This is a genomic window from Hydrogenophaga sp. PML113 (genome assembly GCF_001777155.1).
GTDB lineage: Bacteria > Pseudomonadota > Gammaproteobacteria > Burkholderiales > Burkholderiaceae_C > Hydrogenophaga > Hydrogenophaga borbori.
On the sequence record NZ_MIYM01000004.1, the window covers coordinates 275,287 to 301,375 of the forward strand.

A 26,089-nucleotide genomic window follows, 5' to 3' on the forward strand; every position below is an offset into this window, starting at 1 on the left:
GTGGCATCGGATGGAAGGCATTGGCGGCATACGCCCAAGCATATGACGTGCTGTGCCGGTATGGGTATGCTGGCCCGCATGAGCGTCGCCCGGCCGCCCGAAGACGCTCGCCTCGTAGCGCCATGCGCGGAGATTGTCAATGTCCGTCCAGAATTCGACCGCCCAGCCCCTGACCTTCCTGCGCCGCGGCCAGCCCGTCACCCTGCCCGCCGTGCCGCCCGACCGCACCCTGCTGCAGGTCCTGCGCGAGGACCTGCACTGCACCGGCACCAAGGAGGGCTGCGGCGAGGGCGACTGCGGCGCCTGCACCGTGGTGCTGGGCGAAGCGGTGGACGGGCGGCTCCAGCTGCAGGCCGTCAATGCCTGCATCAAGCTGGCGCACTCGGTCCAGGGCCAGGCGGTGTTCACCGTGGAAGACCTGGCCGTCGACGGTCAGGCCCACCCGGTGCAGGAAGCCATGGTGCAGTGCCACGCCAGCCAGTGCGGCTTCTGCACCCCGGGCTTCGTCATGAGCCTGTTCGCCCTGTACGAACACACCGGCGGTGGCCAGGGCGTGGACCACGCCGCCGCCCAGGCCGCGCTGTCGGGCAACCTGTGCCGCTGCACGGGCTACCGGCCCATCCTGGACGCCGCCGCGCGCATGGGCCAGCTGCCCTGCCCGGCCGGCGCCCGCGTCGACGAGGCCGCCGTGCTGCGCGGCCTGCGCACCCTGGGCCAACCCGACCCCGAGGCGCCCTACCGGCGCCCCGCCAGCCTGCAGGCCCTGCTGCAGGCGCGCGCCGCCCACCCCGAGGCGCAGGTGGTGGCCGGCACCACCGACGTCGGCCTGTGGATCACCAAACAGCACCAGCGCTACCCCCGACTGCTCGACGTGACCGGCGCCGCCGAGCTGCGCCGCGTGGAGACCTACCCGCACCACATCGCCATCGGCGCCGCCGTGAACCTGACGCAGGCCTACGCCGCGCTGGTGGCCGAGCGGCCCTCGCTCGCCGCCTTCGCCCACCGCTTCGCCGGCCTGCCGGTGCGCAACGCCGGCACCCTGGGCGGCAACGTGGCCAACGGCTCGCCCATCGGCGACAGCATGCCGCTGCTCATCGCCCTGGGCGCCAGCGTCGTGCTGATGCGCTGGGACACGAAGCGGCGCGCCATCGCCCACCGCGAGCTGCGCCTGGAAGACCTGTACACCGGCTACCGCCAAAACGTGATGCGGGCGGACGAACTGCTCTGCTGGATCAAGGTGCCGCGCCCCTCGCCGGATGAGTGCCTGCAGGTCGACAAAGTGAGCAAGCGCTTCGAAGACGACATCTCGGCCGTCTGCCTGGCCGTGAAGCTGCGCATCGACGGCGGCGTGGTGCGCGAAGCCCGCATCGGCGCCGGCGGCGTGGCCGCCACGCCGGTGCGCGCGCCCCTGACCGAGGCGGCGCTCACCGGCCAGCCCTGGAACGAAGACACCGTGATGGCCGCCAGCGCCGTGCTGCGCGACGAGTTCCGCCCCATCAGCGACATGCGCGCCAGCGCCGACTACCGCCGCGCGGTGCTGGGCAATCTGCTGCGCCGCCACTGGTTGGCGCAGCAGGGCCAGCGCGGCCTGCGGCTGGAATCCCTGGACCTGGAGGCCCTGGCATGAACGCCCCCGACACCGCCCTGCTGCAGCGCCAGACCACCAGCGCCGCTGGCGCCTCGCGCTTCCATGAAAGTGCGCACGCCCAGGTGGCCGGCGCCGCCACCTACATCGACGACATCCCCGAGGTGCGCGGCACCCTGCACGCCGCGCCCGTCTGCTCGCCCGTGGCCCACGGCCGCCTGAGCGGCTTCGACACCGCCGAAGCCCTCGCCCTGCCCGGCGTGCGCGCCTTTGTCGGCGCGGCCGACGTGCCCGGCGACCCCATCCTCGCCGCCTTCGGCCACGACGAGCCCGTGTTCGCGCAAGACTCGGTGCAGTTCCTGGGCCAGGTGATGGGCCTGATCGTGGCCGACGACGCCATGACCGCACGCCGCGCCGCCCGCCTGGTCAAGCCCCGCATCGAGCCCCTGCACCCCGTGCTGAGCGTGCACGAGGCGCACGAGCTCAAAAGCTATGTGCTGCCGCCCGTGCACGTGGCGCGCGGCGACGCCGCCGCCGCGCTGGCGCGCGCGCCGCACACCCTGGACGGCGAATTCGAGGTTGGCGGCCAGGAGCACTTCTACCTGGAAGGCCAGATCGCCTATGCGCTGCCGCTGGAGCAGAACCAGTGGTGGATCCACAGCAGCACCCAGCACCCCGGCGAGGTGCAGCACTGGGTGGCGCACGCCCTGGGTGTCCCCAACCACGCGGTGACGGTGGAGTGCCGGCGCATGGGCGGCGGCTTCGGTGGCAAGGAAACCCAGGCCGGCCACCTGGCCGTGTGGGCCGCGCTGGCCGCGCGCAAGACCGGCCACCCGGTCAAGCTGCGGCTGGACCGCGACGACGACTTCATGGTCACCGGCAAGCGCCACCCCTTCGCCTACCGCTACCGCGTGGGCTTCGACGGCGACGGCCGCCTGAGCGGCCTGCACATCGTCATGCTGGCCAACTGCGGCTTCAGCGCCGACCTCTCGGGCCCGGTCGCCGACCGCGCCATCTTCCACTGCGACAACGCGTACTTCCTGGAAGACGTCGCCATTCACTCCTTCCGCTGCAAGACGAACACGCAGAGCCACACCGCCTTCCGCGGCTTCGGCGGGCCGCAGGGCGTCATCGCCATCGAGCGCATCCTGGGCGACATCGCGCGCCACCTCGGCCTCGACCCGCTACAGGTGCGGCTGCGCAACCTCTACGGCATTGGCGAACGCGACCAGACGCACTACGACATGAAGGTGGAGGACAACATCCTCGAACCGCTCATGACGGCGCTCGCGCGCAGCGCGGGCTACGAACGCCGCCGCGCCGCCATCGAGGCCTTCAACGCCCGCAGCCCGGTCATCAAGAAAGGCATCGCACTCACGCCGGTGAAGTTCGGCATCAGCTTCACCGCCACCCTGTTCAACCAGGCGGGCGCGCTGGTGCACGTCTACACCGACGGCAGCGTGATGGTGAACCACGGCGGCACCGAGATGGGCCAGGGCCTGAACACCAAGGTCGCGCAGGTGGTGGCCGATGAGCTGGGCGTGCCCTTCGAGCGCGTCATCGCCACCGCGGCCGACACCAGCAAGGTGCCCAACGCCAGCGCCACCGCCGCCAGCAGCGGCACCGACCTGAACGGCCGCGCCGCGCAGTTCGCCGCGCGCCACGTGCGCGACAACCTCGCGGCTTTCGTGGCCGGCCAGGACGGCTGCGGCGCGGGCGCGGTGCGCTTCCTCGGCGGCGAGGTGATCACCCCCAAGAGCACGCGCCGCTTCGAGGACGTGGTGAACGCGGCCTACGCCAACCGCATCCAGCTCTGGAGCGACGGCTTCTACCGCACGCCCAAGATCCACTACGACAAGCTGACCATGAAGGGGCGGCCCTTCTACTACTTCGCCTACGGCGCGGCCTGCAGCGAAGTCGCCATCGACACCCTCACCGGCGAGAGCCGCGTGCTGGCCGTGGACATCCTGCACGACGTGGGCCACAGCATCAACCCGGCCATCGACATCGGCCAGATCGAGGGCGGCTTCATCCAGGGCATGGGCTGGCTCACCACCGAGCAGCTGGTGTGGAACCACAAGGGCTACCTGCAGACCCACGCCCCCAGCACGTACAAGATCCCCACCGCGGGCGACCTGCCGCCGCGCTGGAACATCGACCTCTGGCCCGAAGCCAACCGCGAGGACAACGTGCACGGCAGCAAGGCCGTGGGCGAACCGCCGTTCATGCTGGCGATCAGCGTCTACGAAGCGCTGCGGGACGCGGTGGCGCAGGCCGGCGGCGACCCCGAGGCGATGAACGCACCGGGGACGGCGGAAGAGGTTCTGAAGGCCCTGGGCGGCTGACGCGGCGGCGCCCTCAGGGGCCGAACAGGCAGCGCGTCGTCGCCATCAGGCGCATCTGCCGGGTGGCGTTGATCGACGGCGTGTGCAAGAGGCGCATGTCCATCAGGTAGACATCGCCCGCGCGCCCTGACATCTCGACGACGTCGACCCCGAGCGCCTGCAGCCGCGCCGCCCGATCCGCCGTTGAACGCAGCGCCTCGCGCAGCGACACCCCGTCGGCGCCGCGCTGCGCCGCCGCCCGATGCGATCCCGCCAGCGCCAGCGTCGCGCCGCCGTGAGGCGCCACATCGTCGATCAGGAAAAACGCCTGGATGCCCGGCAGGCGCCCGGGGGGATCGGCCACCACGTCCACGTGCCAGTTCAGGCCCTCCAGACGCCAGGCCCCTTGCTGCGGCGGCGACAACAAGAGCTGAAGCGGCTGCGGCACAGGCGCAGCGCGCCCGGACAGCTGGCCGATGCACGCCATCAGGGCTGGCGTCACCAGCGCCCCGTGCGCCCCGGGCACCTTCACCAGGGACGACAGCTTGCCGATCTGCTGAAACACCGGCAGCCCCTGCACCGCGCGCGGCAGGCCCTTGCCGCCGGTGAGGCGCCGGAGCTCGTCGAGCACGCGCTGCCGCACGGGCGCCACGCCCCGGGCGTGAAAGCCGTCCAGTCGCACGATGCCCCTGTCGTTGAAACTGTGGACCTGGTCGGGCGTCATCGATCGCCGACACTAACGGATGACCCGCCCCTCCCGCAAGCGACCCGACAGACATGAAACCCTTCCTCCCCGACTGGGCCCACCCCTGGATCGAAGCCATCACCATCGCCCTGCAGATCGTCGTGATCGTCCTCGTCGCGATGCTGCTGCGCTCCCTGCTGCACCGCTTCATCACCCGGCTGGCCGCCGAGAAGAACCTGCCGCTGGACTTCACCGTGGGCAGCAAGCGCCTGGTCACGCTGCTGCTGAGCGGCGCCGCCCTGCTGTGGATCCTCGATCGCCTGGGCGTGTCGGCCGGCGTCATCTGGGCCGGCTTCACGGGCTTCGTCACCGTCGGCGCCATCGCCTTCTTCGCGGCCTGGAGCGTGCTCTCCAACATCTTCTGTTCGGTGCTGATCTTCACCACGCGGCCGTTCGGCCTGCACGACCACATCGAGCTGCTGGAAGGCGGCGACAAGCCCGGCCTGGCCGGCGAGGTGCTGGACATCAACCTCGTCTACACCACCCTGAAGGAAGACCCTGTGGACGGCAAGGAGCCCACGCACCTGCGCATTCCCAACAGCCTGTTCTTCCAGCGCACCACGCGCCTGCGCAAAAGCCAGCAGCCGGTGCTCGGATCGTTGCTGGACTGAGCCGCCAGCCGGCCGCTTCGTAAAGCCCGTTACCGATCTGTTTCCACTCCCGCGCGCCAGAAACCGGTGGTTACAGGCGCCCCTGGCCAGCGCCGCAGACTCGCGGCCAAAGGAGTGAGCCACATGGACACATCAATGATCAAGGGCATCGCCATCGGCGGACTCGCCATGGTGGTGCTGGGCGCCGGTGCCGTCGGCGGCTACCAGACCCTCGCCAGACCCAAGCTGGCCGAGGTGGTGTCGGTCAAGGAAGTGATGACCACCGTCAACACGCCACGCGAGGTGTGCGAGAACGTGGCCGTGCAGCGCCAGGCGCCTGTGAAAGACGAACACCGCATCGCCGGCACCGTGGTGGGCGGTCTGGCCGGTGGCCTGCTGGGCAGCACCATCGGCAAGGGCTCCGGCAAGACGGTGGCCACCGTGGCCGGCGCCGCCGCCGGGGGCTACGCGGGCAATCAGGTGCAAAAGCGCATGCAGCAAAACGACACGGTGACGACCACCGAACGCCGCTGCCGAACGGTGAACGACAAGTCGCAGAAGCTCTCCGGCTACGACGTGACCTACCGCCTCGACGGCCAGGACGCCACGGTCCGCACCTCGTTCAAGCCCGGCGCCACGCTGCCGGTGAAGGACGGCAAGGTGGACACCACGCCACCGGCCGCCGCGCGTTCCTGACCGGCCCCACCCGCGCAAGCGCGGGTGTTCAGCGCATCGAGTGCAGGCCGATCAGGTTGCCCTCGGTGTCGTTCACCAGGGCGATGAAGCCGTACTCGCCGATGGACATCTTGTCCTTGAAGACCGAGCCGCCGTGGGCCTTGGCGCGCGCCGCCTCGACGGCGCAGTCGTCGCAGACGAAGTACACCAGCGTGCTGTTGCCGCCGGAAGGCATGCCCGCCATCTTCACCAGCGCGCCGGGCGTGCCGTAGCCGTCCCTCACGGACGGAAAAGCCCACATATCCAGGGGTTCGCCGGGGGCCGGGTTGCCCAGCGGTTCCAGCGCGCCCTGAAACACCGCCTCGTAGAAGGCCTTGGCGCGCGGCATGTCCTGCACATAGATCTCGAACCAGCCCACGGGGTTGTTCTTCATGCGGGTCTCCTTGCAATCGATCGGTGGAAGGGCTTTCACTATGCCCACACCGGGCCCCGGCGTACACTCCCCTCTGCTCCGGGGTGCCCCGGCCTGTGAAGGCCCGGCGCTGAGATGGCTGAAATGCCGAACCCGTGAACTTGATCCGGCTAGTACCGGCGAAAGAAGAGCGCAGCCGAGATGAGCGGCATGCCAGCCCACCGCCCCATGGCGGCACGGGAGCCCGGCATGAACTCCCGCCCGGCGGTCCTCCGGAGCACACAGCCCCCGTTGCTCGCCACCAGGAGACCGCCCCATGAACGCCCCCGACAAGTTCGCCCCCCTGCTCACGCTCACGCGCGAGCCCTTCCCCGCCTCCACCAAGGTCTTCGTGCCCGGCGCGCAGGCCGGCGTGCAGGTGCCCATGCGCGAGATCGCGCTCACCAACGGCGAGCGCGTGACGGTCTACGACACCTCGGGCCCCTACACCGACCCGACGGTGAGCATCGACGTGCGGAAGGGCCTGGCCCCCGTGCGCGCGGCCTGGATCGAGGCCCGCGGCGACACCGAGGCCTACAGCGGGCGCGAGCGCCAGGCGCTGGACGACGGCGTGAAGCACGAGGTACCGGATGCGCACGCGGCCGAGCGCATCGCCGCCCTGCGCAGCGAGGCCGCCGCGCTGCAGCGCACGCCGCGCCGCGCCAAGGCCGGCGCCAACGTCACCCAGATGCACTACGCGCGCCAAGGCATCGTAACCCCCGAGATGGAGTACATCGCCATCCGCGAGAACGGCAAGCGCGACTGGATGCGCGAGTACCTCGGCGACCCCGAGCGCGAGGCACGCCTGCGCGGCAACCCCATGGGCGCGCGCATCCCCGAGATCATCACGCCCGAGTTCGTGCGCGAAGAGGTCGCGCGCGGGCGCGCCATCATCCCGGCCAACATCAACCACCCCGAGCTCGAGCCGATGATCATCGGCCGCAACTTCGGCGTGAAGATCAACGCCAACATCGGCAACTCGGCCGTCACCTCCAGCATCGAGGAAGAGGTGGAGAAGCTCGTGTGGTCCATCCGCTGGGGCGGCGACACGGTGATGGACCTCTCGACCGGCAAGAACATCCACACCACGCGCGATTGGATCGTGCGCAACTCGCCCGTGCCCATCGGCACCGTGCCCATCTACCAGGCGCTGGAGAAGGTGGGCGGCGTGGCCGAGGACCTCAGCTGGGAGATCTTCCGCGACACCCTGATCGAGCAGGCCGAGCAGGGCATCGACTACTTCACTATCCACGCGGGCGTGCGCCTGCCCTTTATCCACCTCACGACCAAGCGGCGCACCGGCATCGTCTCGCGCGGCGGCTCCATCCTGGCCAAGTGGTGCATCACCCACCACAAGGAGAACTTCCTCTACACGCACTTCGAGGAAATCTGCGAAATCATGAAGGCCTACGACGTGAGCTTCTCGCTCGGCGACGGCCTGCGCCCTGGCAGCGGCGCCGACGCCAACGACGAGGCCCAGTTCGCTGAGCTGCGCACGCTGGGCGAGCTCACGCAGATCGCCTGGAAGCACGACGTGCAGACCATGATCGAAGGCCCCGGCCACGTGCCCATGCACCTGATCCAGGCCAACATGGACGAGCAGCTCAAGCACTGCCACGAGGCGCCCTTCTACACCCTGGGCCCGCTGACCATCGACATCGCGCCGGGCTACGACCACATCGCCTCGGCCATCGGCGCGGCCATGATCGGCTGGATGGGCACGGCCATGCTGTGCTACGTCACGCCCAAGGAGCACCTGGGCCTGCCCGACCGCGACGACGTGAAGCAGGGGATCATTGCCTACAAGATCGCCGCGCACGCGGCCGACATCGCCAAGGGCCACCCCGGCGCGCGCGCGCGCGACGACGCCATGAGCAAGGCGCGCTTCGAGTTCCGCTGGCGCGACCAGTTCGCGCTCGGCCTGGACCCGGACACCGCCGAGGCCTACCACGACGAAACCCTGCCCAAGGACTCGTCGAAGGAGGCGCACTTCTGTTCCATGTGCGGCCCCAAGTTCTGCTCGATGAAGATCACGCAGGACGTGCGCGACTACGCCGAGCAGAAAGGCCTGGCCGAGGCCGAGGCGTTGCAGCAGGGCATGGCCGAGAAGTCGGCCCAGTTCAAGGCCGCGGGCGGCGAGTTCTACGTGCCGCTCGACACGCTGAAGAAGGGCTGAGCATGGCGCGCATCGCGATCGCGGGCGCCGGGGTACTGGGCCGCCTGCTGGCCTGGCGGCTGGCGAGCGAAGGCCATTCGGTGAGCGTGTTCGACCCGGCCGACGGCCCCCAGCCGCCCACGCCGGGCCAGGTGGCGGCGGTGAACCCGCGGCCGCACGCGGCGGGCTTCACCGCCGCCGGCATGCTGAGCCCCTTGGCCGAACTCGACGGCGCCGAGCCCGCGGTGGCGCGCCTGGGCTGGCGCTCGCTGCCGCTGTGGCAGGCCATCGGCCGGCAGCTGGCCGAGGGCGGGGCGCCCGGGCTGGTGCGCACCGAGGGCAGCCTGCTGCTTGCGCACGGCAGCGACCGGGGCAACGCGCAGCGCACGCTGGCGCGCCTGAACGGCGTGCCCGAAGCGCCCGCGCCCCAGCCCCTGGACGCCGCCACGCTGCGCGCGCTGGAGCCCGCGCTGGCCAGCGGCCTGCTGGCCTGGCTGCTGCCCGGCGAAGGCCAGCTGCTGCCGCGCGAGACCCTGCTGGCCCTGGCCGAGCAGGCCGGCGGCGTGCAATGGCACTGGAACACCCTGGTCGACACCGTGGACGCGGGCCGCCTGCGCCTGATCGGCGGCGACACCGCCGCGGCCGATCTCGCCATCGACACGCGTGGCCTGGGTGCGCGGCCCGAGGTGCCGCTGCGCGGTGTGCGCGGCGAGGTGCTGTGGCTGCACGCCCCCGGCGTGCGCCTGCGGCGGCCCGTGCGCCTGCTGCACCCGCGCCACCGCGTCTACCTGGTGCCGCGCCCGGGCGACCGGATCGTGGTGGGCGCCAGCGAGATCGAGAGCGAGGACCGCTCGCCCGTCAGCCTGCGCAGCGCCGTCGAGCTGATGTCGGCCGCCCACAGCGTGCTGCCCGAGCTCGCCGAGGCCCGCATCGACCACCTGGAAACCAACCTGCGCCCCGCGCGCGCCGACCACCTGCCCAGCATCGAGCACAGGCCCGGGCTGCTGCGCATCAACGGCCTGTTCCGCCACGGCTGGATGGTCGCACCCGCGGTGGTGCAAGACGCCCTTGCCGCCGCGGGCTTGGCGAGCGAGGGACAATCCCCGCCATGACAGCCCCCCTTCCCACCGTGCGCCTGAACGGTCGCGAACTGCCCTGCCCGCCCGGCACGACTCTGCACAGCCTCCTGGAGCGCGAAGGCCTGCGCCCCGAACGCGTGGCCACCGCGCTCAACGCGCGCTTTGTGCCGCGCGCCGCGCGCGCCGACACCCCCCTGCAGGCTGGCGACGAGGTGAGCACCTTCGAAGCCATCGTCGGAGGCTGAGCGTGGACCTCCAGACGACACCTCTCATGGACCCTGCGCCCTGGGTCGCCTATGGCGAAACCCTTGCCACGCGACTGATGCTGGGCACCGCCGGCTACCCCTCGCCCACCGTGCTCCAGCAGGCCCTGCAGGCCAGCGGCGCGTCCGTCGTCACGCTGGGCCTGCGCCGCATGGCGGCCGCCGGTGGCGCCGAGGGCAACGCCTTCCTGGCCGAGCTGCTGCCGCCGCTGCGCGCGCGCGGCGTGCGCCTGCTGCCCAACACCGCCGGCTGCCGCAGCGCGCGCGAGGCCGTGGCCCTGGCGCACATGGCGCGCGAGTTGCTCGACACGCACTGGATCAAGCTGGAGGTGGTGGGCGACGAGCACACCCTGCAGCCCGATCCCTGGGGCACGGTCGAGGCCGCCGCCGAACTCGTGAAGGCCGGCTTCGCGGTCTTTCCGTACTGCACCGATGACCTCGTCACCTGCCAGCGCCTGCTGGACGCCGGCTGCGAGGTGCTGATGCCCTGGGGTGCGCCGATCGGCTCGGGCCAGGGTCTGCTCAACCCCTGGGCCTTGCGCACGCTGCGCGCGCGCCTGCCGGGCGTGCCCTTGGTGGTGGACGCCGGCATCGGCGCGCCCTCGCATGCGGCGCAGGCGCTGGAGCTGGGCTTCGACGCCGTGCTGCTGAACTCCGCCGTGGCGCACGCGCGCGAGCCCGTGGCCATGGCGCGCGCCTTCGGCGACGCGGTGCGCGCGGGCCGCCTGGCCTTCGAGGCCGGCGTCATGGCGCCGCAGGACATGGCTGTGGCGAGCACGCCCGTGAGCGGGCGGCCCATGCTGATCGGCTGAGCACCGCCCCCGATCGGCGACACTCCCGCGACCATGCAATCCCCCGCTCCCACCGAATCGCCCAGCGACGCCACCACCGACGCCGTACTGCGCCTCACCGCCCACGAGGCGGCCGCGCGCCTGGGCCTGCCCGCCGGCCGCCTGTCCGTTCCCGAACTCGCCCGCGCGCTGCGCGACCAGGGCGCCAGCGACGTGGTGATCACCGGCGACCCGCACGACTGGCTGGACACCCTGAACGCGCAGGGCTGGCTGACGCGCCCGCGCTCGGGCCCCACGGACCACGCCCTGCGCTTCAGCGCCGCGCTGGCGCAAGGCTGGGTCGCCGCCGACGCGGCCGTGCTCGCGCGCCTGCCCGACCGCGCCAGCTCGCTCGATCTGCCGGTGCTCTCCGTCGACGAGACCCCGGCGCGCTGGACGGCGCCGCTCTCGCACGTGCCCGCGCTGGGCGTTTACGCCATCGTGGACAGCGCCGAGCGCGTGCGCGCCTGCGCCGAGGCCGGCGCCGGCCTGATCCAGCTGCGGATCAAGGCGCGGCGCGACGACCCCGCGCTGGTGCCCGAACTGCGCGCCGCGCTGGACGCCGCGCGCGGCGCCGGCCGCGCCGCCCTGGTGGTGAACGACCACTGGCGCCTGGCGCTGTCGCTGAACGCGCCGGCCCTGCACCTGGGGCAGGAAGACTGGCTGGCGCTGCGGCACACCGAGCGCACCACCATCGCCACCGCACAGGCGCGCGGCCTGCAGCTGGGCATGAGCTCGCACAGCCTGTGGGAGCTGTGCCGCGCGCGCGGCGCCGGGGCCGACCTGATCGCCTGCGGCCCGGTCTGGCCCACGCTCACCAAGGACATGCCCTGGCACGCGCAGGGCCTGGACAACCTGGCCTGGTGGGTGCGCATGGCCGGACGGCCGGTGATCGCCATCGGCGGCATCCTGGACCCCGACCAGCTCGAACAATGCGCCACCACCGGCGCGGCCACGGTGTGCGTGGTGCGCGGCCTGGGCGAGGACCCGCGCGCCACGCTGCCGCGCTGGCAGCGCGCTTGGGAAGCGGGACACGCCGCGCCGCGCCGCCCCGCCCCGGCGTGGCCACATCCCACGCTGTCGCCCGAGTGCGCGTGAACGACGACGACCTGCCCCCGCTGACCCCCACACCGCCCGGCCTGTACCGCCACTACAAAGGCGGCTGGTACGAGGTGATCGACACCGTGCGCTGCAGCGAGACGCTGCAGCCGCTGGTGCTGTACCGCGCGCTCTACGGCGCGGGCCTGAAAGGCGGGGGCCTGTGGGTGCGGCCTTCGGCCATGTTCAATGAGACCGCTGTCTTCGAGGGCCGGGAGCAGAAGCGCTTCCGCCGCGTCCGCGCGGCCGAGCTCATGCCCGCCGACCGGGCCAGCGCGCAGGCGCTGATCGCGCACCTGCGCGGCCGCGCGCAGCGCCAGGGCGTCGACCTGGACAGCGCCCTGCGCGCCCCGCCACCCGAGCCCGGCACCTGCTGCGGCCGCGGCTGCCACGGCTGCGTGTGGGAGGGCTACTACCACGCCGTGCGCTACTGGGCCGACGACGCGCTGGAGCGGCTGGGCTGAGGCCGCCGGCCGCGTCAGAACAATTCCCGCTGCGCCGACAGCGCCGCCGGCTGGAAGCGCGACAGGTCCATGGCCTCGCGCTCGGTGGCGTAGCCCAGCCGCGCGCAGGCCTTGTGGAAGCGCTGGCGCAGCAGCTCGGCCCAGGGGCCGCTGCCCTTCATGCGGGTGGCGAAATCGCTGTCGTAGTCACGACCGCCGCGCATGTCCTGGATGCGCGCCATCACCCTCCCCGCGCGCTGCGGGCAGTGCTGCAGCAGCCACTGGCGGAAGATGGGCGCCAGCTCCCAGGGCAGGCGGATCACCTGGTAGAAGGCGCGCCGCGCGCCGGCCTCGCGCGCGGCCTCCAGCACCTGCTCCATGTCTTCGTTCAGGAAGGGAATCTGCGGCGACACGCTCACGCCCACGGGGATGCCGGCCTCGGCCAGGGTGCGGATGGTGCGCAGTCGCCGGTGCGGCGCGGCGGCGCGCGGCTCCAGGGCGCGCGCCAGCTTGGGGTCCAGCGTGGTGATGGTGACGTAGACCGCCGCCAGGCCCTGCTCGGCCAGCGGCGCGAGCAGGTCGATGTCGCGCTCCACCCCGCTGCCCTTGGTGACGATGCCCACCGGGTGGCGCGCGCGGGCCAGCACGTCCAGCGTGGCGCGCGTCAAGCGCAGCTCGCGTTCGATGGGCTGGTAGGCGTCGGTCACGGTGCCCAGGGCCACCATGCTGGGCTCGTAGGACGGGCGCTGCAGCTCGCGCGCCAGCACCTCGGCGAAACCACGCTTGGCGATGAGGCGGGTCTCGAAATCCAGCCCCGGCGAGAGGTTGAGGTAGCTGTGGCTGGGCCGCGCGTAGCAGTACACGCAGCCGTGCTCGCAGCCCCGGTAGGGGTTGAGGCCGTGCACGAAGCCGATGTCGGGCGAGGCGTTGGTGGTGATCGCGCTGCAGGCGTCCTCCCAGCTCACGCTGGTGGCGGGCGCGGCGTGTTCTTCGGCCTGCGCGGCGTCGAGCGTGCTCCAGCCGTCGTCGAAAGCGGCGCGCGCGGCGGACTCGAAACGGTGGGGCTGTCGGAAGGACACGCCTCGCCCTTTGAGGGCCGCCACGGGGATGTGGACCTCGGTCATGAGGGCCTCCAAAATACTGTACAAAACCACAGTATATGAAGCACCCAGCCGGCGCGCACGGCCGCCCGTCGTCGCCGCCAGGGCCACGAACTGGCCCGGTTCCCCGCGCGCCCCCCACTTGTGTGACTTATGCCCGTCGCCCAATGTGGGGGCACGCATCGGCCCCTCCTTATACTGACCAGGGTAAGCCAAAAGACGTCCAGCCCTCGCGCTGAGATCGCCCGTTCTTCCAGATTTCAAGAGGGACCCCGGTTGAGCCAATCGAACATCGGCGGCTTTCGCCTGGCCGGCGTGAGCACCTGCCTGCCGCCGACGGTGGTGGACAACCTCGACCCGGCCCTGGGCTTCGCCCCCGAGGACGTGCGCAAGGTGGTGGCCATGGCCGGCGTGCGCGAGCGCCGCGTGGTCACGCCCGGCCTCACCTCGGCCGATCTGTGTTTTCGCGCCGCCACGCGGCTGATGGAGCGCCTGGGCTGGGCGCCCGACACCGTGAGCGCGCTGATCTTCGTCACCCAGACGCCCGACCACTTCCTGCCCTCCACCAGTTGCCTGTTGCAGCAGCGACTGGGCCTGCCCGACAGCTGCGCCGCCTTCGACGTCGGTCTGGGCTGCTCGGGCTACCCCTATGGCCTGTACCTGGCGGCCGCCATGCTGCGCGGCGGCGGCCACCGGCGCGTGCTCATGCTGCACGGCGAAACGCCCAGCCGCTTCGTCAGCCCCGAGGACCAGGCCACCGTGCTGCTGTTCAGCGACGCCGGCTCGGCCACCGCGCTGGAACTCGACGACGACCCGGCCGCTGGCGGCCAGTTCGTGCTGCACACCGACGGCAGCGGCGCCGAAGGCCTGATCCTGCGCGGCGGCGCCTTCCGCGACCGCGAGCCGGCCGACCCGCGCCACCGCTTCCTGGAAATGGACGGCGCGGCCATCTTCAACTTCACCATCAAGCGCGTGCCCGCGCTGATCGCCGACACCCTGGCCTTCGCCGGCAAGGCGGTGGCCGACGTCGACGCCTTCGTCTTCCACCAGTCCAACCGCTTCATCATGAAACACCTGATGAAGAAGAGCGGCCTGCCGGACGAGCGCGTGCCGATGTCGATCGAGGACAGCGGCAACTGCGGCGGCCCGTCGGTGGCGGTGGCGCTCACGCGCCGGATCGCGCCGCCGCCGCCCGGGCAGCACCGGCTGTGGATGCTGCTGGGCTACGGCGTGGGCCTGTCCTGGGGCGCCGCCCTGGTGCGGGCCGATCACCGCACCCTGCTGCTGCACGACGACGGCGAAGGCCTGTGATCCACCCCAACCGCTCCGCATGACGCCCAGCACCCGCCCCACCATCACCCAGACCGAGGCCCTGGCCATGCTGGCCGAGTGCTTCAACGTGCCGCCCGAGAGCCTGCACCCGGACGTGGAACGCGAGTCCATCGAAGACTGGGACTCCATGGGCGCGCTGATGCTGATCGCCGAACTCGACGAGCGCTTCGGCATCGAGCTCACGGCCGAGGTTTCGCGCGAGATGACGCGCATCGGCCACGTGCTGGACTTCCTGCGCGAGCAGGGAGCGCTGCGTGCGGGCGACTGAACCGAGCCGCCCCGTGGCGCCGGCACCGGCGCCACGCGTGCCGGCGCACGACAAGCTCGGCCGCCTGGTGGCGCGCAGCCTGGGCCTGGACGAAGCCGCGCTGCGCGAGGGCCTGCGCCCGGCCACGCTGGACGACCTGCCCCAGCTCATCGCCCTGCGCCGCGAGCACCTGCTGCCCGGCCACGAATGGGACGACGACGCCTACCTGCGCTGGCGCTACCGCCTCGGGCGCGAGGGTGCGGGCTTCGGCGAGCTGTGGTGCCTGCACGCCCACGGCCGGGTCCTGGCCACCATCGGCGTGGAAGACCTGCCCATCGAACTGGACGGCCAGGCGCTCGCCGGCGCGCAGGTGATGGACCTGCTGGTGCGGCCGCAGGCGCAGGAGTCGGGCCTGGGCATCTGGCTCAACCAGGCCATGCTCGCGCGCCACGGCTTCACGCTCGCGGTGGGTGCCAACCAGAACTCGGCCGGCATCGTGCGCCGCCTCTTCGAGCCGCTACCGCCGCGCCTGACCTTCACCCACCCACTGGACCTGCAGCCCTTCGTTCAGCGCCGCTGGCCCGCGCTGGCCGCCACGCCACTGGCCATGCGCCTGGCCAACGCCGGCCTGGCCCTGCGGCGCCTGGCGCTGCGCCGCCACCGCCCGCGCGGCTTCACGCTGGAGAACACCCCGCGGCTCGACCCCGCGCTCAGCGCGCCGGTGGCGCGCGGGGCCGCCGGCGTGCACCTGCGCCACGGCGGCGCCTACCTGCAGCGCCGCCTGCTCGACAACCCGCGCCGGCCCCTGAGCCTGCGCGTGGCGCGACGCGGCGACGCCGTGGCCGGCCTCATCGCCTGGTCGGTGGAGACCGACGACCGCGGCCGGCCCGAGCTGCACCTGGTCGATTGGCACCACGACGGCGACGACACCCTGCTGGTGCTGCTGCACGAGGCCATCCGCGAGGCCGCCGCGCAGCGCTGCACCTGCGTGCGCCTGCTGCTGCAGGACGAGGCCTCGCGGCGCGTGGCCGCGCGCGCCGGCTTCCTGCCGTCCCAGGACGACGGGGGCCGCCCCTGCGGCGTGCAGTCGCGCGACCCCGAACTGGCCGCCCGGCTGGCCCGCGCGCCCTGGCGCCTGACCGACCTGCGCGACGACGCCGATGGCTTCTAGGAAGCCTGAGCGCCCCTTGCCGAGCGAGGCCTGAGCATGTGCGGCATCGCCGGTCTCTTCAGCCCCCGCCAGCCGCCCCGGCGCGAGGAACTCGCCGCCATGGCGCGCGCCCTGCACCACCGCGGCCCCGACGGCCAGGGCGTGTGGCACGACGGGCCGATCGGCCTGGCGCACGCGCGCCTGGCCATCATCGATCTTGACGGCGGCGCCCAGCCCATGGCCAGCGCGGACGGCCGGGTGCAACTGGTCTTCAACGGCGAAATCTTCAACTACATCGAACTGCGCGCCGAGCTGCGCGCCTTGGGCCGGCGCTTCCGCACCGACTCCGACACCGAGGTGCTGCTGCAGGCCTACCAGGCCTGGGGCGATGGCTTCCTGTCGCGCCTGAACGGCCAGTTCGCCATCGGCCTGTGGGACGCCGCGCGCCAGCGCCTGCTGCTGGCGCGCGACGGCGTGGGCATCCGCCCGCTGTTCTGGACGCGGATGGGCGAACGCCTGGCCTTCGCCTCCGAGGCCAAGGCCCTGTTCGCCCTGCCCGCCGTGCCGCGCGCGCTCGACCCGGCCGGCCTCGCCTCCAGCCTGGGCTGGTGGGCGCCACTGGCGCCGCACACGGCATTCGAAGGCATCCACTGCCTGCCGCCGGGCCACCGCCTGGTGGTGGACGCGGCCGGTGAGCGCCTCAGCCGCTGGTGGGACTGGGACTTCCCCGACAGCGACCCCTTCGCCCCCGTGGACGAGGACGCGCTGGCCGACCAGCTGCACGCCCTGCTGGTGGACGCCGTGCGACTGCAGCTGCGCGCCGACGTGCCCGTGGGCGCCTACCTCAGCGGCGGGCTGGACTCGTCCATCCTCACCACCATCATCCGCCGCCACACCGACACACCGCTGCGTTGCTTCTCGCTCACCTTCGACGAGGCCGAGTACGACGAGAGCGAGCACCAGCGCCTGATGGTGCGTCACCTGGACACGCGGCACAGCGCCATCGGCTGCGGCCGGGCGGACATCGCCGCCGCTTTCGCGCGCAGCGTGTGGCACGCCGAGACCCCGCTGGTGCGCACCGCCCCCGCCCCCATGCTGCGCCTGGCCGACAGCGTGCGCGCGGCCGGCTACAAGGTGGTGCTCACCGGCGAAGGCGCGGACGAGGTGTTCGGCGGCTACGACCTGTTCAAGGAAGCCAAGATCCGCCGCTTCGTTGCGCGACTGCCCGGCTCGGCGCGGCGCGCGCGCGCGGTGGAGCGGCTCTACCCCTGGATGGCGCGCTCGCCCGGCGGCGCCAACAACGTCCTCGCGCAGCGCTTCTTCACCGACAGCCGCGTGCCCGACGGCGACCCCGGCTTCGCCCACCAAACGCGCCTGGCCAGCACGCGCCGCGCCTGGGCCTTCTTCACGCCCGAGTGGCAGCACAGGCTCGCCGCGCACGAGCCCGCCGCGCAATGGCGCGCGCGCGTGCCCGAGGCCTTCGCCCGCTGGCAGCCGCTGGCGCGCGACCAGTACACCGAGGCGCACACGCTCATGAGCGGCTACCTGCTGGCCGCGCAGGGCGACCGCATGGCCATGGCGGCGTCCATCGAAGGCCGCTACCCCTTCTTGGACCCGCGCGTGATCGCCTTCGCCGCCGCCCTGCCGCCGCGCCTGAAAATGCGCGGCCTGCGCGAGAAGCTGCTGCTGCGCCAGGCCTTCGCGCGCGAGCTGCCACCCGCCATCGGCCAACGCACCAAGCAGCCCTACCGCTCGCCCGACAGCGCCAGCTTCTTCGACAACGGCCAGCCCCTGCCCTGGGTGCGCGAGCTGCTGAGCGAGGACAGCCTGCGCGAGGCCGGGCTGTTCGACGCCCCCGCCGTCGCGCGGCTCAGCGCCAAGTGCGCGGCCGGCCGCGCCATCGGCTTCGCCGACAACATGGCCTTCGTGGGTGTGCTGTCCACCCAACTGCTGCACCGGCAGTTCGTGCGCGCCGAGGCACCGGCGATGGAGCCGTCATGAGCATGGGCCCGTTTGTGCACAGCGCCTTCGAGGCGCGCGGCCGCGAACAGCCGGGCAAGACCGCCGTGGTGGTGGGCGAGCGGCGCCTGAGCTACGGCGAACTCGCGGCCATGGCCCAGGGCATCGCCGAGGCCTTGCAGATGGAGGGCCTGCGGCGCGGTGATCGCGTGGTGCTGCTGCTGGACAGCGGCGCCGAGTACGTGGCCGCCCTGCACGCGGTGTGGCGCCTGGGCGCGGTGGCGGTGCCGCTGGGCCCGCAGACCAAGGCGGCCAAGCTCGCCCACGTGCTGGCCGACACCGGCGCGCGCGCCCTGCTCACGCAGGCCACGCTGGCCACCGTGTGGACCGCCGCGCTCGCGCAGGCGCCCGGCACGCTGGTGTGGGCCCATGGCCCGGTACCCGCGGCCACGGCCACCCAGCCCTGGCCCCGGCCCGCCCCCATCCCCGCGCCCCTCGCCGGCCCCACCAGCCCTGGCGAGCTGGCCACCCTGATCTACACCTCAGGCACCACCGGGCAGCCCAAGGGCGTGATGCTCAGCCACGCCAACATGCTCGCGGCCTGGCGCGCGGTGCAAACCTACCTGCAGCTGCGGCCCGACGACGTCATCGGCCTGGCGCTGCCGCCCAGCTTCAGCTACGGCCTGTACCACGTGGTGATGGGACTGGGGCTGGGCGCCACGCTGGTGCTGGAAAACAGCGCCGCCTTTCCCGCCAGGCTGCTGGAGCGCCTCGCGGCCGAGCGCGTGAGCGTTTTCCCTGGCGTGCCCATGCTGTGGGCCAGCCTGCTGGCGCTGGACCTGGGCGCGCACGACCTGTCCGCCCTGCGCCTCATCACCAACGCCGCCGCCGCCTTGCCGGCCGCGCACACCGCGCAGCTGCGCCAGCGCCTGCCCCGGGCGCGCCTGCTGCTCATGTATGGGCTGACCGAGTGCATGCGCGCGAGCTACCTGCCGCACGACGAGGTGGACATCCGTCCCGACAGCGTGGGCCGCGGCCTGCCCTTCCAGGCCCACTGGCTGATCGACGAGCATGGCCAGCGCCTGCCCGACGGCGGCCTCGGCGCCACCGGCGAGCTGGTGGTGAGCGGCCCGCACGTGAGCCCCGGCTACTGGAACGCGCCGCCCGGCCAGACCGGCCGCATCACCCCGGGCCCACGCCCCGGCGAACACACCCTGCGCACCGGCGACGTCTTCCGCTGCGACGCGCACGGCTGGCTCTACTGCGTGGGCCGTACCGACGACATGTTCAAGTCGCGCGGCGAGAAGGTCTACCCGCTGGAAGTGGAGCACGCCATCTGCGAGCTGCCCGGCGTGCTGGAGGCCGCCGTCGCCCCCATGCCCGACGAACGCCTGGGCCTGGCCGTGAAGGCCCACGTGCGGCTGCAACCCGGCGCCACGCTGAGCGAGCGCGAGGTCATCCGCCACTGCCAGGCCCGCCTGGAAAGCTGGATGGCGCCCAAGGCCGTGGCCTTCGTCGACCAGCTGCCCCAGACCGAGTCCGGCAAGCTGCGCCGGCGCGACCTGGCCTGAGCCCTTTTCCTTGACTCCCCAACGAGCACACCACCATGAGCACCATCAAAGCCGAGGTCCGGCGCTACATCGAAGAGAACCTGCTGCTGGGCGCGGGCGCCGTCTCGCCGGGCGACGACGAGTCCTTCCTGGAGCACCAGGTGCTCGACTCCACGGGCTTCCTCGAACTCGTGGCGCACCTGGAGGCGACCTATGGCATCACGATCGGCGACGAGGAAATGGTGCCGGAGAACCTCGATTCGCTGAACGCGATCGAGGCATTCGTGCGCAGCAAGCAGGAGGCCGCGGCATGAGCGCCGCACCGCTGGGCCCGCACAGCCTGCAACTCGACTGCGCGGCCGAACTCGCGCGCATCGGCGAATGGATTCCACGCGTGCTGACGCAGAAGCTGCGCCGCCGCGGCCTGGTGGTGGCCATCAGTGGCGGCATCGACAGCTCGGTCTGCGCCGCGCTGAGCGTGCGCGCCGTGGGCGCGGACAAGGTCTTTGGCCTGTTGCTGCCCGAGCGCGACTCCAGCGGCTTCAGCAGCGAGCGCGGCCGCTTGCTGGCCGAGCACCTGGGCATTCGGTACCAGGTGCACGACATCGCGCCCGCGCTGGAGGCCCTGGGCTGCTACCAGCAGCGCGACGAGGCCATCCGCCGCGTGGTGCCGGCCTACGGCGAGGGCTGGAAGAACAAGATCGTGCTCGCGGGCGGCCTGGAGGGTGGCATCAACTTCTTCAAGCTGGTGGTGCAGTCGCCCGACGGCCAGCAGCAGAGCGTGCGCCTGCCCCCGCGCGAGTACCTGCAGATCGTGGCGGCCACCAACTTCAAGCAGCGCGTGCGCAAGACCATGGAGTACTTCCACGCCGACCGCCTGAACTACGCCGTGGTGGGCACGCCCAACCGGCTGGAATACGACCAGGGCTTCTTCGTGAAGAACGGCGACGGCTCCGCCGACCTCAAGCCCATTGCCCACCTCTACAAGACCCAGGTCTACGCCATGGCGCGCCACCTCGGCCTGCCCGAGGCGATCTGCGCCGCCGTGCCCACCACCGACACCTACACCCTGCCGCAGGGCCAGGACGAGTTCTACTTCGCCCTGCCCTACGCACAGATGGACCTGGCGCTGTGGGCGCTGGAGCATGGGCACACGGCCGACGAGCTGGCCAGCGCCCTGGGCATGACACCCGCGCAGGCGCAGCGCGTCTACGACGACATCCGCGCCAAACGGCGGGCCACCGAGTACCTCACCGCGGCGCCGGCGCTCATGCCCGCTTGAGGCCGGGGCGCCCGGCGACGCCACCGCCGGGCGTTGGCGGGCGGGTTCGCCGGGTTACATTGGCGCCCTCGCATCACGAGCACCAGGAGGCCACCATGCCCAAAGGCGAACAGCGCAGCAACAAGATGGTCAAGAAGCCGAAGAAGGACACCAGCCCGCCGCAGGAAGCCTCGGCCGGGGCCTCGCTGTCCCCCCGCCCCACCCCACCCGTCACGGCGGTGATGCCCAAGGGCAAGATGAAGAACAAATAGCCGGTCGGCACCGGCCACGGCCCGGCCGGCCGCGCTTGCATGGACATCAAGCTCATCGAAGATCTGGCCGCGCTGGAACGCTGCGCGAGCTTCGTGAAGGCGGCCGAGGCCCGCCACGTCACCCACCCGGCGTTCGGGCGGCGCATCCGCGCACTGGAAGACTGGGCGGGCGTGCCCCTGGTGGCCAGCACGCGGGCCCCCGTTCGCCTGACCCCCGAGGGACAGGCCCTGCTCACGCAAAGCGCGCCGCTGCTCGCTGGCCTGCGGCAGCTGCGCACGCAATGGGGCGCGCGCGACCGCGCCGACGGGCAAGGGACCGGCCTGCTGCGCGTGGGCACCGGCCGCACATTGGCGCGCACCCTGGTGGCCGACTGGCTGGGCCGGCTGCGGGGCACCATCCGCGGCGCCCGGGTGCAGCTGCGCACGCAAGCCATGGAAGAGATCTGCGCCACCTTCGAGCGCGGCGAGGTCGATCTGCTGATCTGCTACGAACACCCGGCGCTGTCCTACGGCCTCACGGGGCAGCGCTTTCGCCACATCACCCTGGCCACGGACCGCCTGCTGCCGGTGGCGCGCGTCGACGCCTCGGGCCGCCCGCGCCACGACCTGTTCGATGCCACCTGGATCGGCTACGCGCCCAGCCTCACCCTGGGCCGCCTGCTGGAGGACCACCTGGAGGCCACCCGCAGCGGGCAGCAATCGCCACCCACCATCGTGTGCGACTCCGCCGACGCGGTGCTGGAGTTGGCCATCAAGGGCCTGGGCATGGCCTGGCTGCCCCATTCGCTGGCCGCGTCCGCGGTGCGCGCCGGACTGCTGAAGGTGCTGGGCGGCCGTGGGGACCAGATCCACTTCGAGGTCCGCCTGTACCGGCACCGCGCCCGGCAATCGGATCTGATCGAAGCCGCCTGGGAGCACAGCAATCGCTAGTCGGCACGCATCGGTGCCGATCCGGCACCTTGCCCCCCGGCGAGCCACCTAGAGTCCGCTTCACCGCTGCGCCGTCGCAGCCAACCAGGAGCGCCGATGAAGTCCCCACTGATCCGCCGCCGTGAGGTTCTGCTTCTCACGGGCGCCGCCGCCACCCTCGGGTGCGCGCCGGCGTTGGCCCAGAGCAACCACTACCCGAACCGCCCGATCACCCTGGTGGTGGGCTACCCCCCAGGTGGCAGCACCGACCTCACGGCGCGCGTGCTGGCAGAACAGCTGGCCCGCTCGCTGGGGCAGCCGGTCGTGGTCGAAAACGTGGGCGGGGCCGGTGGCGCACTGGGCGCCCAGCGGGTGGCGCAGGCCACGGCGGACGGGCACACCCTGCTGCTGGGCAGCAACAACGAGATGGCCATCGCCGGGTTGATCAATCCCGCGCTGCGCTACGACCCCGTCAAGCAGTTCACGCCGGTGGGCATGGTCGCCTCGCAGCCCATGGTGCTGGTGGCCAGCCCCAGCGCCGGCATGCCCAACATCGCCGGCTTCATCGAACGCGTGAAGCAGAACCCGGGCAAGTTCAGCTACGGCTCCGCGGGTGTCGGCACCGCCCTCAACCTGGCGGGCGAAATGGTCAAGCAGGCCGCCGGGCTGTTCATCGTTCACATCCCTTACCGCGGCGTGGGTCCGCTGACGACCGATCTGATCGGCGGCCAGGTGGAGCTGGGCGTGTACGTGCTGTCCAGCGGCCTGCCCCAGATCAAGGCGGGCAAGGTGGTGCCGCTGGGCGTGACCGAGCGCGAGCGTTCGCCCGTGGCGCCCGACATTCCCGCGCTGGCCGAGACGCCCAGCCTGCGCCATGTGGACATCGGCACCTGGTTCGGCCTGTGGGGGCCCGCGGGCCTGCCGGCGCCCGTCGCGCAGCGGCTGCGCGGCGCCCTGACCGAGTCGCTCAAGGTGCCCTCCCTGGTGGAAAAGCTGACGGCTTCGGGGGCGACCATTGCCCCGGCCAGCGCGGTATTGGCCGACTTCCAGGCGGCCGAAATCGCCAAGTACCGCCGCATCGTCGACCACGCCGGCATCCGCGTGTGATGCCGCCGCCGTTCGAGATTTCTCCGCCCGACATGGGCCCCTGGCTGGCCGGCAACACCGGCACGCCCGGCGTGTGGCAGTGGACGGCCAGCGAACCCGGTCGCCGCGTGATGGTGAGCGCGCTCGTCCACGGTAACGAGCTGTGCGGTGCCTGGGCGGTGCGCGATCTGCTGGCCAGCGGTTTGAGGCCGCGCCGCGGAACGCTCACCGTGGTACTGGCCAACCTGGAAGCCTTCGCGCGCTTCAACCCGCAAAGGCCCCATGTTTCGCGCTGCGTGCACACCGACATGAACCGCCTGTGGGGGGACATGCCCTGGCGCCGCGACGGCACCGAGCTGGCGTCCGAGCACCGGCGGGTGCTGGAACTGCAACCCCATGTGGAGGCCAGCGATTGGCTGCTGGATCTGCACTCCATGCACGAACCGGGCCCGCCGCTCGCACTCACCGGGCCGCTGGCGCACCACGCCAGCCAGGCGGCCGCCCTGGGACTGGGCGCCCTGCGGGTGGCCGATCCCGGTCACAAGGCGGGCGTTCGTCTGCGCGACCATGGCCGCTTCGGCAGGGCCGACGCGCCGGATGCCTTCGCCTTGCTGGTGGAATGCGGCTACCACGGCGCGCGGGCATCGGTGGCCGTCGCCCGCGACGCGCTGGCGCGCTTTCTCGATCTGAGTGGCGTGGTGGACGCGCCGGACATACCAGCCGACTGGCGCCAGCCCCATGCCCATGGCAGCGGCCCATTGCTGGTGGTCACCGACGCCGTGACCGTGGCGCCCCACGCCGTGCCGGCGTTCACGCAGCCCTGGAAAAGCGGCGACCGGATCGCCAAGGCGGGCACCCTGATCGGGTGGAACGCGGCGCTGCCGGTCATCACGCCATACGACGATTGCGTGCTGGTGATGCCCACGCTGCTGCACGCGCGGCCCGGCGCCACGCTGGTCCGCTTCGCCCGCGCCACGCCCTAGGCGTGTTGGCCCGCCGGCAGCACCAGCAGCGCCCGGAAATCGTTCACGTTGGTGTGCGTGGGCCCGGTGATCACCAGGTCACCCAGCGGCTCGAAGAAGCCGTAGGCGTCGTTGCGCTCCAGGTGCTGGCCCACCTTCAGGCCTTGGGCCGCCGCGCGCGCCAGGGTCTCGGGCGTGACCAGCGCGCCCGCGTTGTCCTCGATGCCGTCGATGCCGTCGGTGTCGGCCGCGATGGCCCACACGTTCGCCTGACCGCCCAGGGCCTGGGCCAGGCCCAGGCAGAACTCGCCCGCGCGCCCGCCGCGCCCTCTGGGTTGGCCCTCGGCGCGCGGGCGCACGGTGACCGTGGTCTCGCCACCGCTGAGCAGCACGCAAGGCGCCTGGAACGCGCTGCGGCCCAGGGCCACCGAGCGCGCCAGCGCTGCGTGCACCTTGCCCACCTCGCGCGATTCGCCTTCGATCTCGTCGCTGAGGATGTGCGCGGCCAGCCCCAGCGCGCGCGCGGCCTCGGCCGCGGCCTCCAGGCTTTGCTGCGGCGTGGCGATCAGGCGCGTGTCGTGGCCAGCCAGGCGCGCATCGCCGGGCTTGGGCGTTTCCAGCGCGCCCGATTCGAGCGCGGCGCGCACGGGAGCCGGCACGGCGATGCGGTAGCGGTCCAGGATGGCGAGCGCGTCGGCGCAGGTGCTGGCGTCGGCCACGGTGGGGCCACTGGCGATCACGCTCACGTCGTCGCCGGGCACGTCGCTGATGGTGAGCGTGACCACCTGCGCGGGCGCGCAGGCCGCCGCCAGCCGCCCGCCCTTGATGCGCGAGAGGTGCTTGCGCACGGTGTTCATTTCGCCGATGTGCGCGCCGCTGTCCAGCAGCTCACGGTTGATGCGCTGCTTGTCCTGCAAGGTAAGGCCTTCGCAGGGCAGCGTGAGCAGGGCCGAGCCGCCGCCCGAGATGAGGCACAGCACCAGGTCGTCGGCCGTGAGACCTTGCACGAGTTGCAGGATGCGCTGCGCGGCCGTCAGGCCGGCGGTGTCTGGCACGGGGTGCGAGGCCTCCACCACCTCGATGCGCTCGCGCAGCCCCTCCGGGCGCGGCGGCGTGTGGTGGTAGCGCGTGACCACCAGGCCCGACAGCGGCGCCTCGGCCGGCCACAACGCCTCCACCGCCTGGGCCATGGCGCCGCCGGCCTTGCCCGCGCCGATGACCACCGTGCGGCCCTTGGGCGGCGGCGGCAGGAAGGCGGCGGTGTTGTGCAGCGGCAGCGCGCGGCGCACAGCGGCGTCGTACAGGTGGCGCAGCAGGGCGCGGGGGTCTTGGGTGGCGAAGTTCATGTCGGGCGGGGCTGGGTGGGGGTATCGCGGCCAGCCGGCATTGTCCACAAGGCCGCGAGGGCCGCGGGAGAGCGGCGTGCGTCAGGGGCCCGGCCCTGACACCCGCTACCCAACAAGACCTGGACAGGGACGCGCCTCAGGCCGCGCCGGGCCAGCGCAGCGGCCGTTCTTCGAACTCGGTGCTCAGCACCACCGTGCTGGTGGTGCGCGCCACGCCCGGGATGGCCTTGATGGCGTAGAGCACGTCTTCCAGCGCGCGCGCGTGCGTGGTACGCAGCTTGGCCATGAAGTCGTACTCGCCCGCCACGCTGTGCAGCTCCAACACCTCGGGCAGCTCGCGCAGGCGCGGCGCGATCTCGCGGCAGTGCACGCCGCCGTCGTTGCGGATGGCGACGAAGGCGGTGAAGTGCAGTCCCACGCGCTCCGGGTCTACGCGCAGCGAAAAGCGCTCGATCACGCCGCGCTCGACCATCTTCTTCACCCGCTCGTGCACGGCCGCCGTGGACAGGCCCACCTCGGCCGCCACGTCGGCATAGGAACGGCGGCTGTCAGCGCTCAGCGCCGTAAGAATTCCGGCGTCGATGTCGTCGAGCTGAATATTTGCTTGCATGCGCGCCCAGTTCTGATAAAAATACGGACCCTCGGCCAATCGCCGGAAATCTTACGACACAGGTGGC

At 72.2% G+C, this 26,089-nt stretch carries 26 protein-coding genes, 1 pseudogene and 1 riboswitch; of the genes and pseudogenes, 22 read left to right on the forward strand and 5 right to left on the reverse strand.

The annotated features are described in order from the left end of the window. Nucleotides 1-139: 139 nt before the first annotated feature. Together xdhA and xdhB are read left to right on the forward strand one after the other, a co-directional pair. Nucleotides 140-1,627, forward strand: coding sequence for a xanthine dehydrogenase small subunit (xdhA, locus tag BHU06_RS09750; protein WP_070398977.1), 1,488 nt, complete (start codon nucleotides 140-142; stop codon nucleotides 1,625-1,627). Continuing rightward, the gene (xdhB, locus tag BHU06_RS09755) at nucleotides 1,624-3,930 is read left to right on the forward strand and encodes a xanthine dehydrogenase molybdopterin binding subunit (RefSeq protein WP_070398978.1); all 2,307 of its coding nucleotides are present in this window, start codon (nucleotides 1,624-1,626) and stop codon (nucleotides 3,928-3,930) included. The genes xdhA and xdhB overlap by 4 nt, the downstream gene beginning before the upstream one ends. 13 nt (nucleotides 3,931-3,943) lie before the next feature. On the opposite strand, the gene BHU06_RS09760 is transcribed toward xdhB, so the two are convergent. Continuing rightward, nucleotides 3,944-4,633 carry a phytanoyl-CoA dioxygenase family protein gene (locus BHU06_RS09760; protein ID WP_070398979.1) on the reverse strand — a complete coding sequence of 230 codons (690 nt, stop codon included), beginning with the start codon at nucleotides 4,631-4,633 and terminating at the stop codon, nucleotides 3,944-3,946. Nucleotides 4,634-4,686: 53 nt separating this feature from the next. Between BHU06_RS09760 and BHU06_RS09765 the strand changes: the two genes are divergently transcribed. After that, entirely contained in the window at nucleotides 4,687-5,265 is a 579-nt protein-coding gene (locus BHU06_RS09765) for a mechanosensitive ion channel family protein (RefSeq protein ID WP_070398980.1), read from the forward strand. A 123-nt stretch (nucleotides 5,266-5,388) separates the two neighbouring features. Further along, nucleotides 5,389-5,940 (forward strand): glycine zipper 2TM domain-containing protein, encoded by a 552-nt coding sequence (locus tag BHU06_RS09770; RefSeq protein ID WP_070398981.1) that lies wholly within the window; start codon nucleotides 5,389-5,391, stop codon nucleotides 5,938-5,940. 28 nt (nucleotides 5,941-5,968) lie between these two features. Here the strand turns inward: BHU06_RS09770 and BHU06_RS09775 are convergent, their stop codons facing one another. Then, nucleotides 5,969-6,352 carry a VOC family protein gene (locus tag BHU06_RS09775; RefSeq protein WP_070398982.1) on the reverse strand — a complete coding sequence of 128 codons (384 nt, stop codon included), beginning with the start codon at nucleotides 6,350-6,352 and terminating at the stop codon, nucleotides 5,969-5,971. Between the two features lie 69 nt (nucleotides 6,353-6,421). Beyond that, a riboswitch (TPP riboswitch) is annotated at nucleotides 6,422-6,536 on the forward strand. 111 nt (nucleotides 6,537-6,647) lie between these two features. Here BHU06_RS09775 and thiC point away from each other — a divergent pair. The 7 genes and pseudogenes from thiC to BHU06_RS22970 all read left to right on the forward strand — a co-directional run bounded on the left by thiC (nucleotide 6,648) and on the right by BHU06_RS22970 (nucleotide 12,259). Next, nucleotides 6,648-8,546 carry a phosphomethylpyrimidine synthase ThiC gene (thiC, locus tag BHU06_RS09780; RefSeq protein ID WP_070398983.1) on the forward strand — a complete coding sequence of 633 codons (1,899 nt, stop codon included), beginning with the start codon at nucleotides 6,648-6,650 and terminating at the stop codon, nucleotides 8,544-8,546. A 2-nt stretch (nucleotides 8,547-8,548) separates the two neighbouring features. Then, nucleotides 8,549-9,637: an FAD-dependent oxidoreductase gene (locus BHU06_RS09785; RefSeq protein ID WP_070398984.1), complete on the forward strand. Its 1,089-nt coding sequence runs from the start codon at nucleotides 8,549-8,551 to the stop codon at nucleotides 9,635-9,637. Beyond that, on the forward strand, nucleotides 9,634-9,849 hold the full coding sequence (gene thiS / locus BHU06_RS09790; protein WP_070398985.1) for a sulfur carrier protein ThiS: 216 nt from the start codon (nucleotides 9,634-9,636) through the stop codon (nucleotides 9,847-9,849). The genes BHU06_RS09785 and thiS overlap by 4 nt, the downstream gene beginning before the upstream one ends. A gap of 26 nt (nucleotides 9,850-9,875) precedes the next feature. Next, a complete protein-coding gene (locus BHU06_RS09795; RefSeq protein ID WP_070398986.1) occupies nucleotides 9,876-10,679 on the forward strand; it encodes a thiazole synthase in 804 nt (267 codons plus the stop codon). Between the two features lie 33 nt (nucleotides 10,680-10,712). Next, nucleotides 10,713-11,795 (forward strand): thiamine phosphate synthase, encoded by a 1,083-nt coding sequence (locus BHU06_RS09800; protein WP_070398987.1) that lies wholly within the window; start codon nucleotides 10,713-10,715, stop codon nucleotides 11,793-11,795. Further along, nucleotides 11,792-12,031, forward strand: a pseudogene (locus BHU06_RS22965) (DUF1653 domain-containing protein); the annotation flags it as partial. The gene BHU06_RS09800 and the pseudogene BHU06_RS22965, both read left to right, overlap by 4 nt. Nucleotides 12,032-12,049: 18 nt before the next feature. Continuing rightward, nucleotides 12,050-12,259 (forward strand): oxidoreductase-like domain-containing protein, encoded by a 210-nt coding sequence (locus BHU06_RS22970; RefSeq protein ID WP_239478321.1) that lies wholly within the window; start codon nucleotides 12,050-12,052, stop codon nucleotides 12,257-12,259. Nucleotides 12,260-12,273: 14 nt separating this feature from the next. Here BHU06_RS22970 and BHU06_RS09810 read toward each other — a convergent pair whose 3' ends face one another. Beyond that, nucleotides 12,274-13,362: a PA0069 family radical SAM protein gene (locus BHU06_RS09810; RefSeq protein WP_070398989.1), complete on the reverse strand. Its 1,089-nt coding sequence runs from the start codon at nucleotides 13,360-13,362 to the stop codon at nucleotides 12,274-12,276. 252 nt (nucleotides 13,363-13,614) lie between these two features. Between BHU06_RS09810 and BHU06_RS09815 the strand changes: the two genes are divergently transcribed. The 11 genes from BHU06_RS09815 to BHU06_RS09860 all read left to right on the forward strand — a co-directional run bounded on the left by BHU06_RS09815 (nucleotide 13,615) and on the right by BHU06_RS09860 (nucleotide 24,087). After that, nucleotides 13,615-14,649, forward strand: coding sequence for a 3-oxoacyl-ACP synthase III family protein (locus tag BHU06_RS09815; RefSeq protein WP_070398990.1), 1,035 nt, complete (start codon nucleotides 13,615-13,617; stop codon nucleotides 14,647-14,649). Between the two features lie 19 nt (nucleotides 14,650-14,668). Continuing rightward, a complete protein-coding gene (locus BHU06_RS09820) occupies nucleotides 14,669-14,938 on the forward strand; it encodes an acyl carrier protein (RefSeq protein ID WP_070398991.1) in 270 nt (89 codons plus the stop codon). A gap of 13 nt (nucleotides 14,939-14,951) precedes the next feature. Beyond that, nucleotides 14,952-16,088, forward strand: a complete 1,137-nt coding sequence (locus BHU06_RS09825) for a hypothetical protein (protein WP_175442830.1) — start codon at nucleotides 14,952-14,954, stop codon at nucleotides 16,086-16,088. A 36-nt stretch (nucleotides 16,089-16,124) separates the two neighbouring features. Continuing rightward, nucleotides 16,125-18,068 (forward strand): asparagine synthase (glutamine-hydrolyzing), encoded by a 1,944-nt coding sequence (asnB, locus tag BHU06_RS09830; RefSeq protein ID WP_070398993.1) that lies wholly within the window; start codon nucleotides 16,125-16,127, stop codon nucleotides 18,066-18,068. Continuing rightward, the gene (locus BHU06_RS09835; RefSeq protein WP_254668145.1) at nucleotides 18,065-19,597 is read left to right on the forward strand and encodes a class I adenylate-forming enzyme family protein; all 1,533 of its coding nucleotides are present in this window, start codon (nucleotides 18,065-18,067) and stop codon (nucleotides 19,595-19,597) included. Before asnB ends, BHU06_RS09835 begins: the two co-directional genes overlap by 4 nt. Before the next feature lie 35 nt (nucleotides 19,598-19,632). After that, nucleotides 19,633-19,890, forward strand: a complete 258-nt coding sequence (locus BHU06_RS09840; protein WP_070398994.1) for an acyl carrier protein — start codon at nucleotides 19,633-19,635, stop codon at nucleotides 19,888-19,890. After that, on the forward strand, nucleotides 19,887-20,858 hold the full coding sequence (gene nadE / locus BHU06_RS09845) for an NAD(+) synthase (protein WP_070398995.1): 972 nt from the start codon (nucleotides 19,887-19,889) through the stop codon (nucleotides 20,856-20,858). The genes BHU06_RS09840 and nadE overlap by 4 nt, the downstream gene beginning before the upstream one ends. Before the next feature lie 95 nt (nucleotides 20,859-20,953). Beyond that, complete coding sequence (locus BHU06_RS22810; RefSeq protein ID WP_175442831.1) at nucleotides 20,954-21,109, forward strand: hypothetical protein; 156 nt, start codon at nucleotides 20,954-20,956, stop codon at nucleotides 21,107-21,109. 39 nt (nucleotides 21,110-21,148) lie between these two features. Further along, nucleotides 21,149-22,039, forward strand: coding sequence for a LysR family transcriptional regulator (locus tag BHU06_RS09850; protein WP_070398996.1), 891 nt, complete (start codon nucleotides 21,149-21,151; stop codon nucleotides 22,037-22,039). A gap of 96 nt (nucleotides 22,040-22,135) precedes the next feature. After that, nucleotides 22,136-23,125, forward strand: coding sequence for a tripartite tricarboxylate transporter substrate binding protein (locus BHU06_RS09855; RefSeq protein WP_070398997.1), 990 nt, complete (start codon nucleotides 22,136-22,138; stop codon nucleotides 23,123-23,125). After that, nucleotides 23,125-24,087 (forward strand): succinylglutamate desuccinylase/aspartoacylase family protein, encoded by a 963-nt coding sequence (locus BHU06_RS09860; protein WP_070398998.1) that lies wholly within the window; start codon nucleotides 23,125-23,127, stop codon nucleotides 24,085-24,087. The genes BHU06_RS09855 and BHU06_RS09860 overlap by 1 nt, the downstream gene beginning before the upstream one ends. Here BHU06_RS09860 and BHU06_RS09865 read toward each other — a convergent pair. Further along, entirely contained in the window at nucleotides 24,084-25,412 is a 1,329-nt protein-coding gene (locus BHU06_RS09865) for a glycerate kinase (protein WP_070398999.1), read from the reverse strand. The genes BHU06_RS09860 and BHU06_RS09865 overlap by 4 nt on opposite strands. Nucleotides 25,413-25,548: 136 nt before the next feature. Continuing rightward, the gene (locus BHU06_RS09870; RefSeq protein WP_175442832.1) at nucleotides 25,549-26,022 is read right to left on the reverse strand and encodes an Lrp/AsnC family transcriptional regulator; all 474 of its coding nucleotides are present in this window, start codon (nucleotides 26,020-26,022) and stop codon (nucleotides 25,549-25,551) included. Between the last annotated feature and the right edge of the window lie 67 nt (nucleotides 26,023-26,089).

What these genes read in the sequence shown, in the direction of transcription:
- xdhA (WP_070398977.1), top strand. Translation starts at nt 140, where the DNA reads ATGTCCGTCCAGAATTCGACCGCCCAGCCCCTGACCTTCCTGCGCCGC.
- xdhB (WP_070398978.1), top strand. Translation starts at nt 1,624, where the DNA reads ATGAACGCCCCCGACACCGCCCTGCTGCAGCGCCAGACCACCAGCGCC.
- BHU06_RS09760 (WP_070398979.1), bottom strand. Translation starts at nt 4,633, where the DNA reads ATGACGCCCGACCAGGTCCACAGTTTCAACGACAGGGGCATCGTGCGA.
- BHU06_RS09765 (WP_070398980.1), top strand. Translation starts at nt 4,687, where the DNA reads ATGAAACCCTTCCTCCCCGACTGGGCCCACCCCTGGATCGAAGCCATC.
- BHU06_RS09770 (WP_070398981.1), top strand. Translation starts at nt 5,389, where the DNA reads ATGGACACATCAATGATCAAGGGCATCGCCATCGGCGGACTCGCCATG.
- BHU06_RS09775 (WP_070398982.1), bottom strand. Translation starts at nt 6,352, where the DNA reads ATGAAGAACAACCCCGTGGGCTGGTTCGAGATCTATGTGCAGGACATG.
- thiC (WP_070398983.1), top strand. Translation starts at nt 6,648, where the DNA reads ATGAACGCCCCCGACAAGTTCGCCCCCCTGCTCACGCTCACGCGCGAG.
- BHU06_RS09785 (WP_070398984.1), top strand. Translation starts at nt 8,549, where the DNA reads ATGGCGCGCATCGCGATCGCGGGCGCCGGGGTACTGGGCCGCCTGCTG.
- thiS (WP_070398985.1), top strand. Translation starts at nt 9,634, where the DNA reads ATGACAGCCCCCCTTCCCACCGTGCGCCTGAACGGTCGCGAACTGCCC.
- BHU06_RS09795 (WP_070398986.1), top strand. Translation starts at nt 9,876, where the DNA reads ATGGACCCTGCGCCCTGGGTCGCCTATGGCGAAACCCTTGCCACGCGA.
- BHU06_RS09800 (WP_070398987.1), top strand. Translation starts at nt 10,713, where the DNA reads ATGCAATCCCCCGCTCCCACCGAATCGCCCAGCGACGCCACCACCGAC.
- BHU06_RS22970 (WP_239478321.1), top strand. Translation starts at nt 12,050, where the DNA reads ATGCCCGCCGACCGGGCCAGCGCGCAGGCGCTGATCGCGCACCTGCGC.
- BHU06_RS09810 (WP_070398989.1), bottom strand. Translation starts at nt 13,362, where the DNA reads ATGACCGAGGTCCACATCCCCGTGGCGGCCCTCAAAGGGCGAGGCGTG.
- BHU06_RS09820 (WP_070398991.1), top strand. Translation starts at nt 14,669, where the DNA reads ATGACGCCCAGCACCCGCCCCACCATCACCCAGACCGAGGCCCTGGCC.
- asnB (WP_070398993.1), top strand. Translation starts at nt 16,125, where the DNA reads ATGTGCGGCATCGCCGGTCTCTTCAGCCCCCGCCAGCCGCCCCGGCGC.
- BHU06_RS09835 (WP_254668145.1), top strand. Translation starts at nt 18,065, where the DNA reads ATGAGCATGGGCCCGTTTGTGCACAGCGCCTTCGAGGCGCGCGGCCGC.
- BHU06_RS09840 (WP_070398994.1), top strand. Translation starts at nt 19,633, where the DNA reads ATGAGCACCATCAAAGCCGAGGTCCGGCGCTACATCGAAGAGAACCTG.
- nadE (WP_070398995.1), top strand. Translation starts at nt 19,887, where the DNA reads ATGAGCGCCGCACCGCTGGGCCCGCACAGCCTGCAACTCGACTGCGCG.
- BHU06_RS22810 (WP_175442831.1), top strand. Translation starts at nt 20,954, where the DNA reads ATGCCCAAAGGCGAACAGCGCAGCAACAAGATGGTCAAGAAGCCGAAG.
- BHU06_RS09850 (WP_070398996.1), top strand. Translation starts at nt 21,149, where the DNA reads ATGGACATCAAGCTCATCGAAGATCTGGCCGCGCTGGAACGCTGCGCG.
- BHU06_RS09855 (WP_070398997.1), top strand. Translation starts at nt 22,136, where the DNA reads ATGAAGTCCCCACTGATCCGCCGCCGTGAGGTTCTGCTTCTCACGGGC.
- BHU06_RS09860 (WP_070398998.1), top strand. Translation starts at nt 23,125, where the DNA reads ATGCCGCCGCCGTTCGAGATTTCTCCGCCCGACATGGGCCCCTGGCTG.
- BHU06_RS09865 (WP_070398999.1), bottom strand. Translation starts at nt 25,412, where the DNA reads ATGAACTTCGCCACCCAAGACCCCCGCGCCCTGCTGCGCCACCTGTAC.
- BHU06_RS09870 (WP_175442832.1), bottom strand. Translation starts at nt 26,022, where the DNA reads ATGCAAGCAAATATTCAGCTCGACGACATCGACGCCGGAATTCTTACG.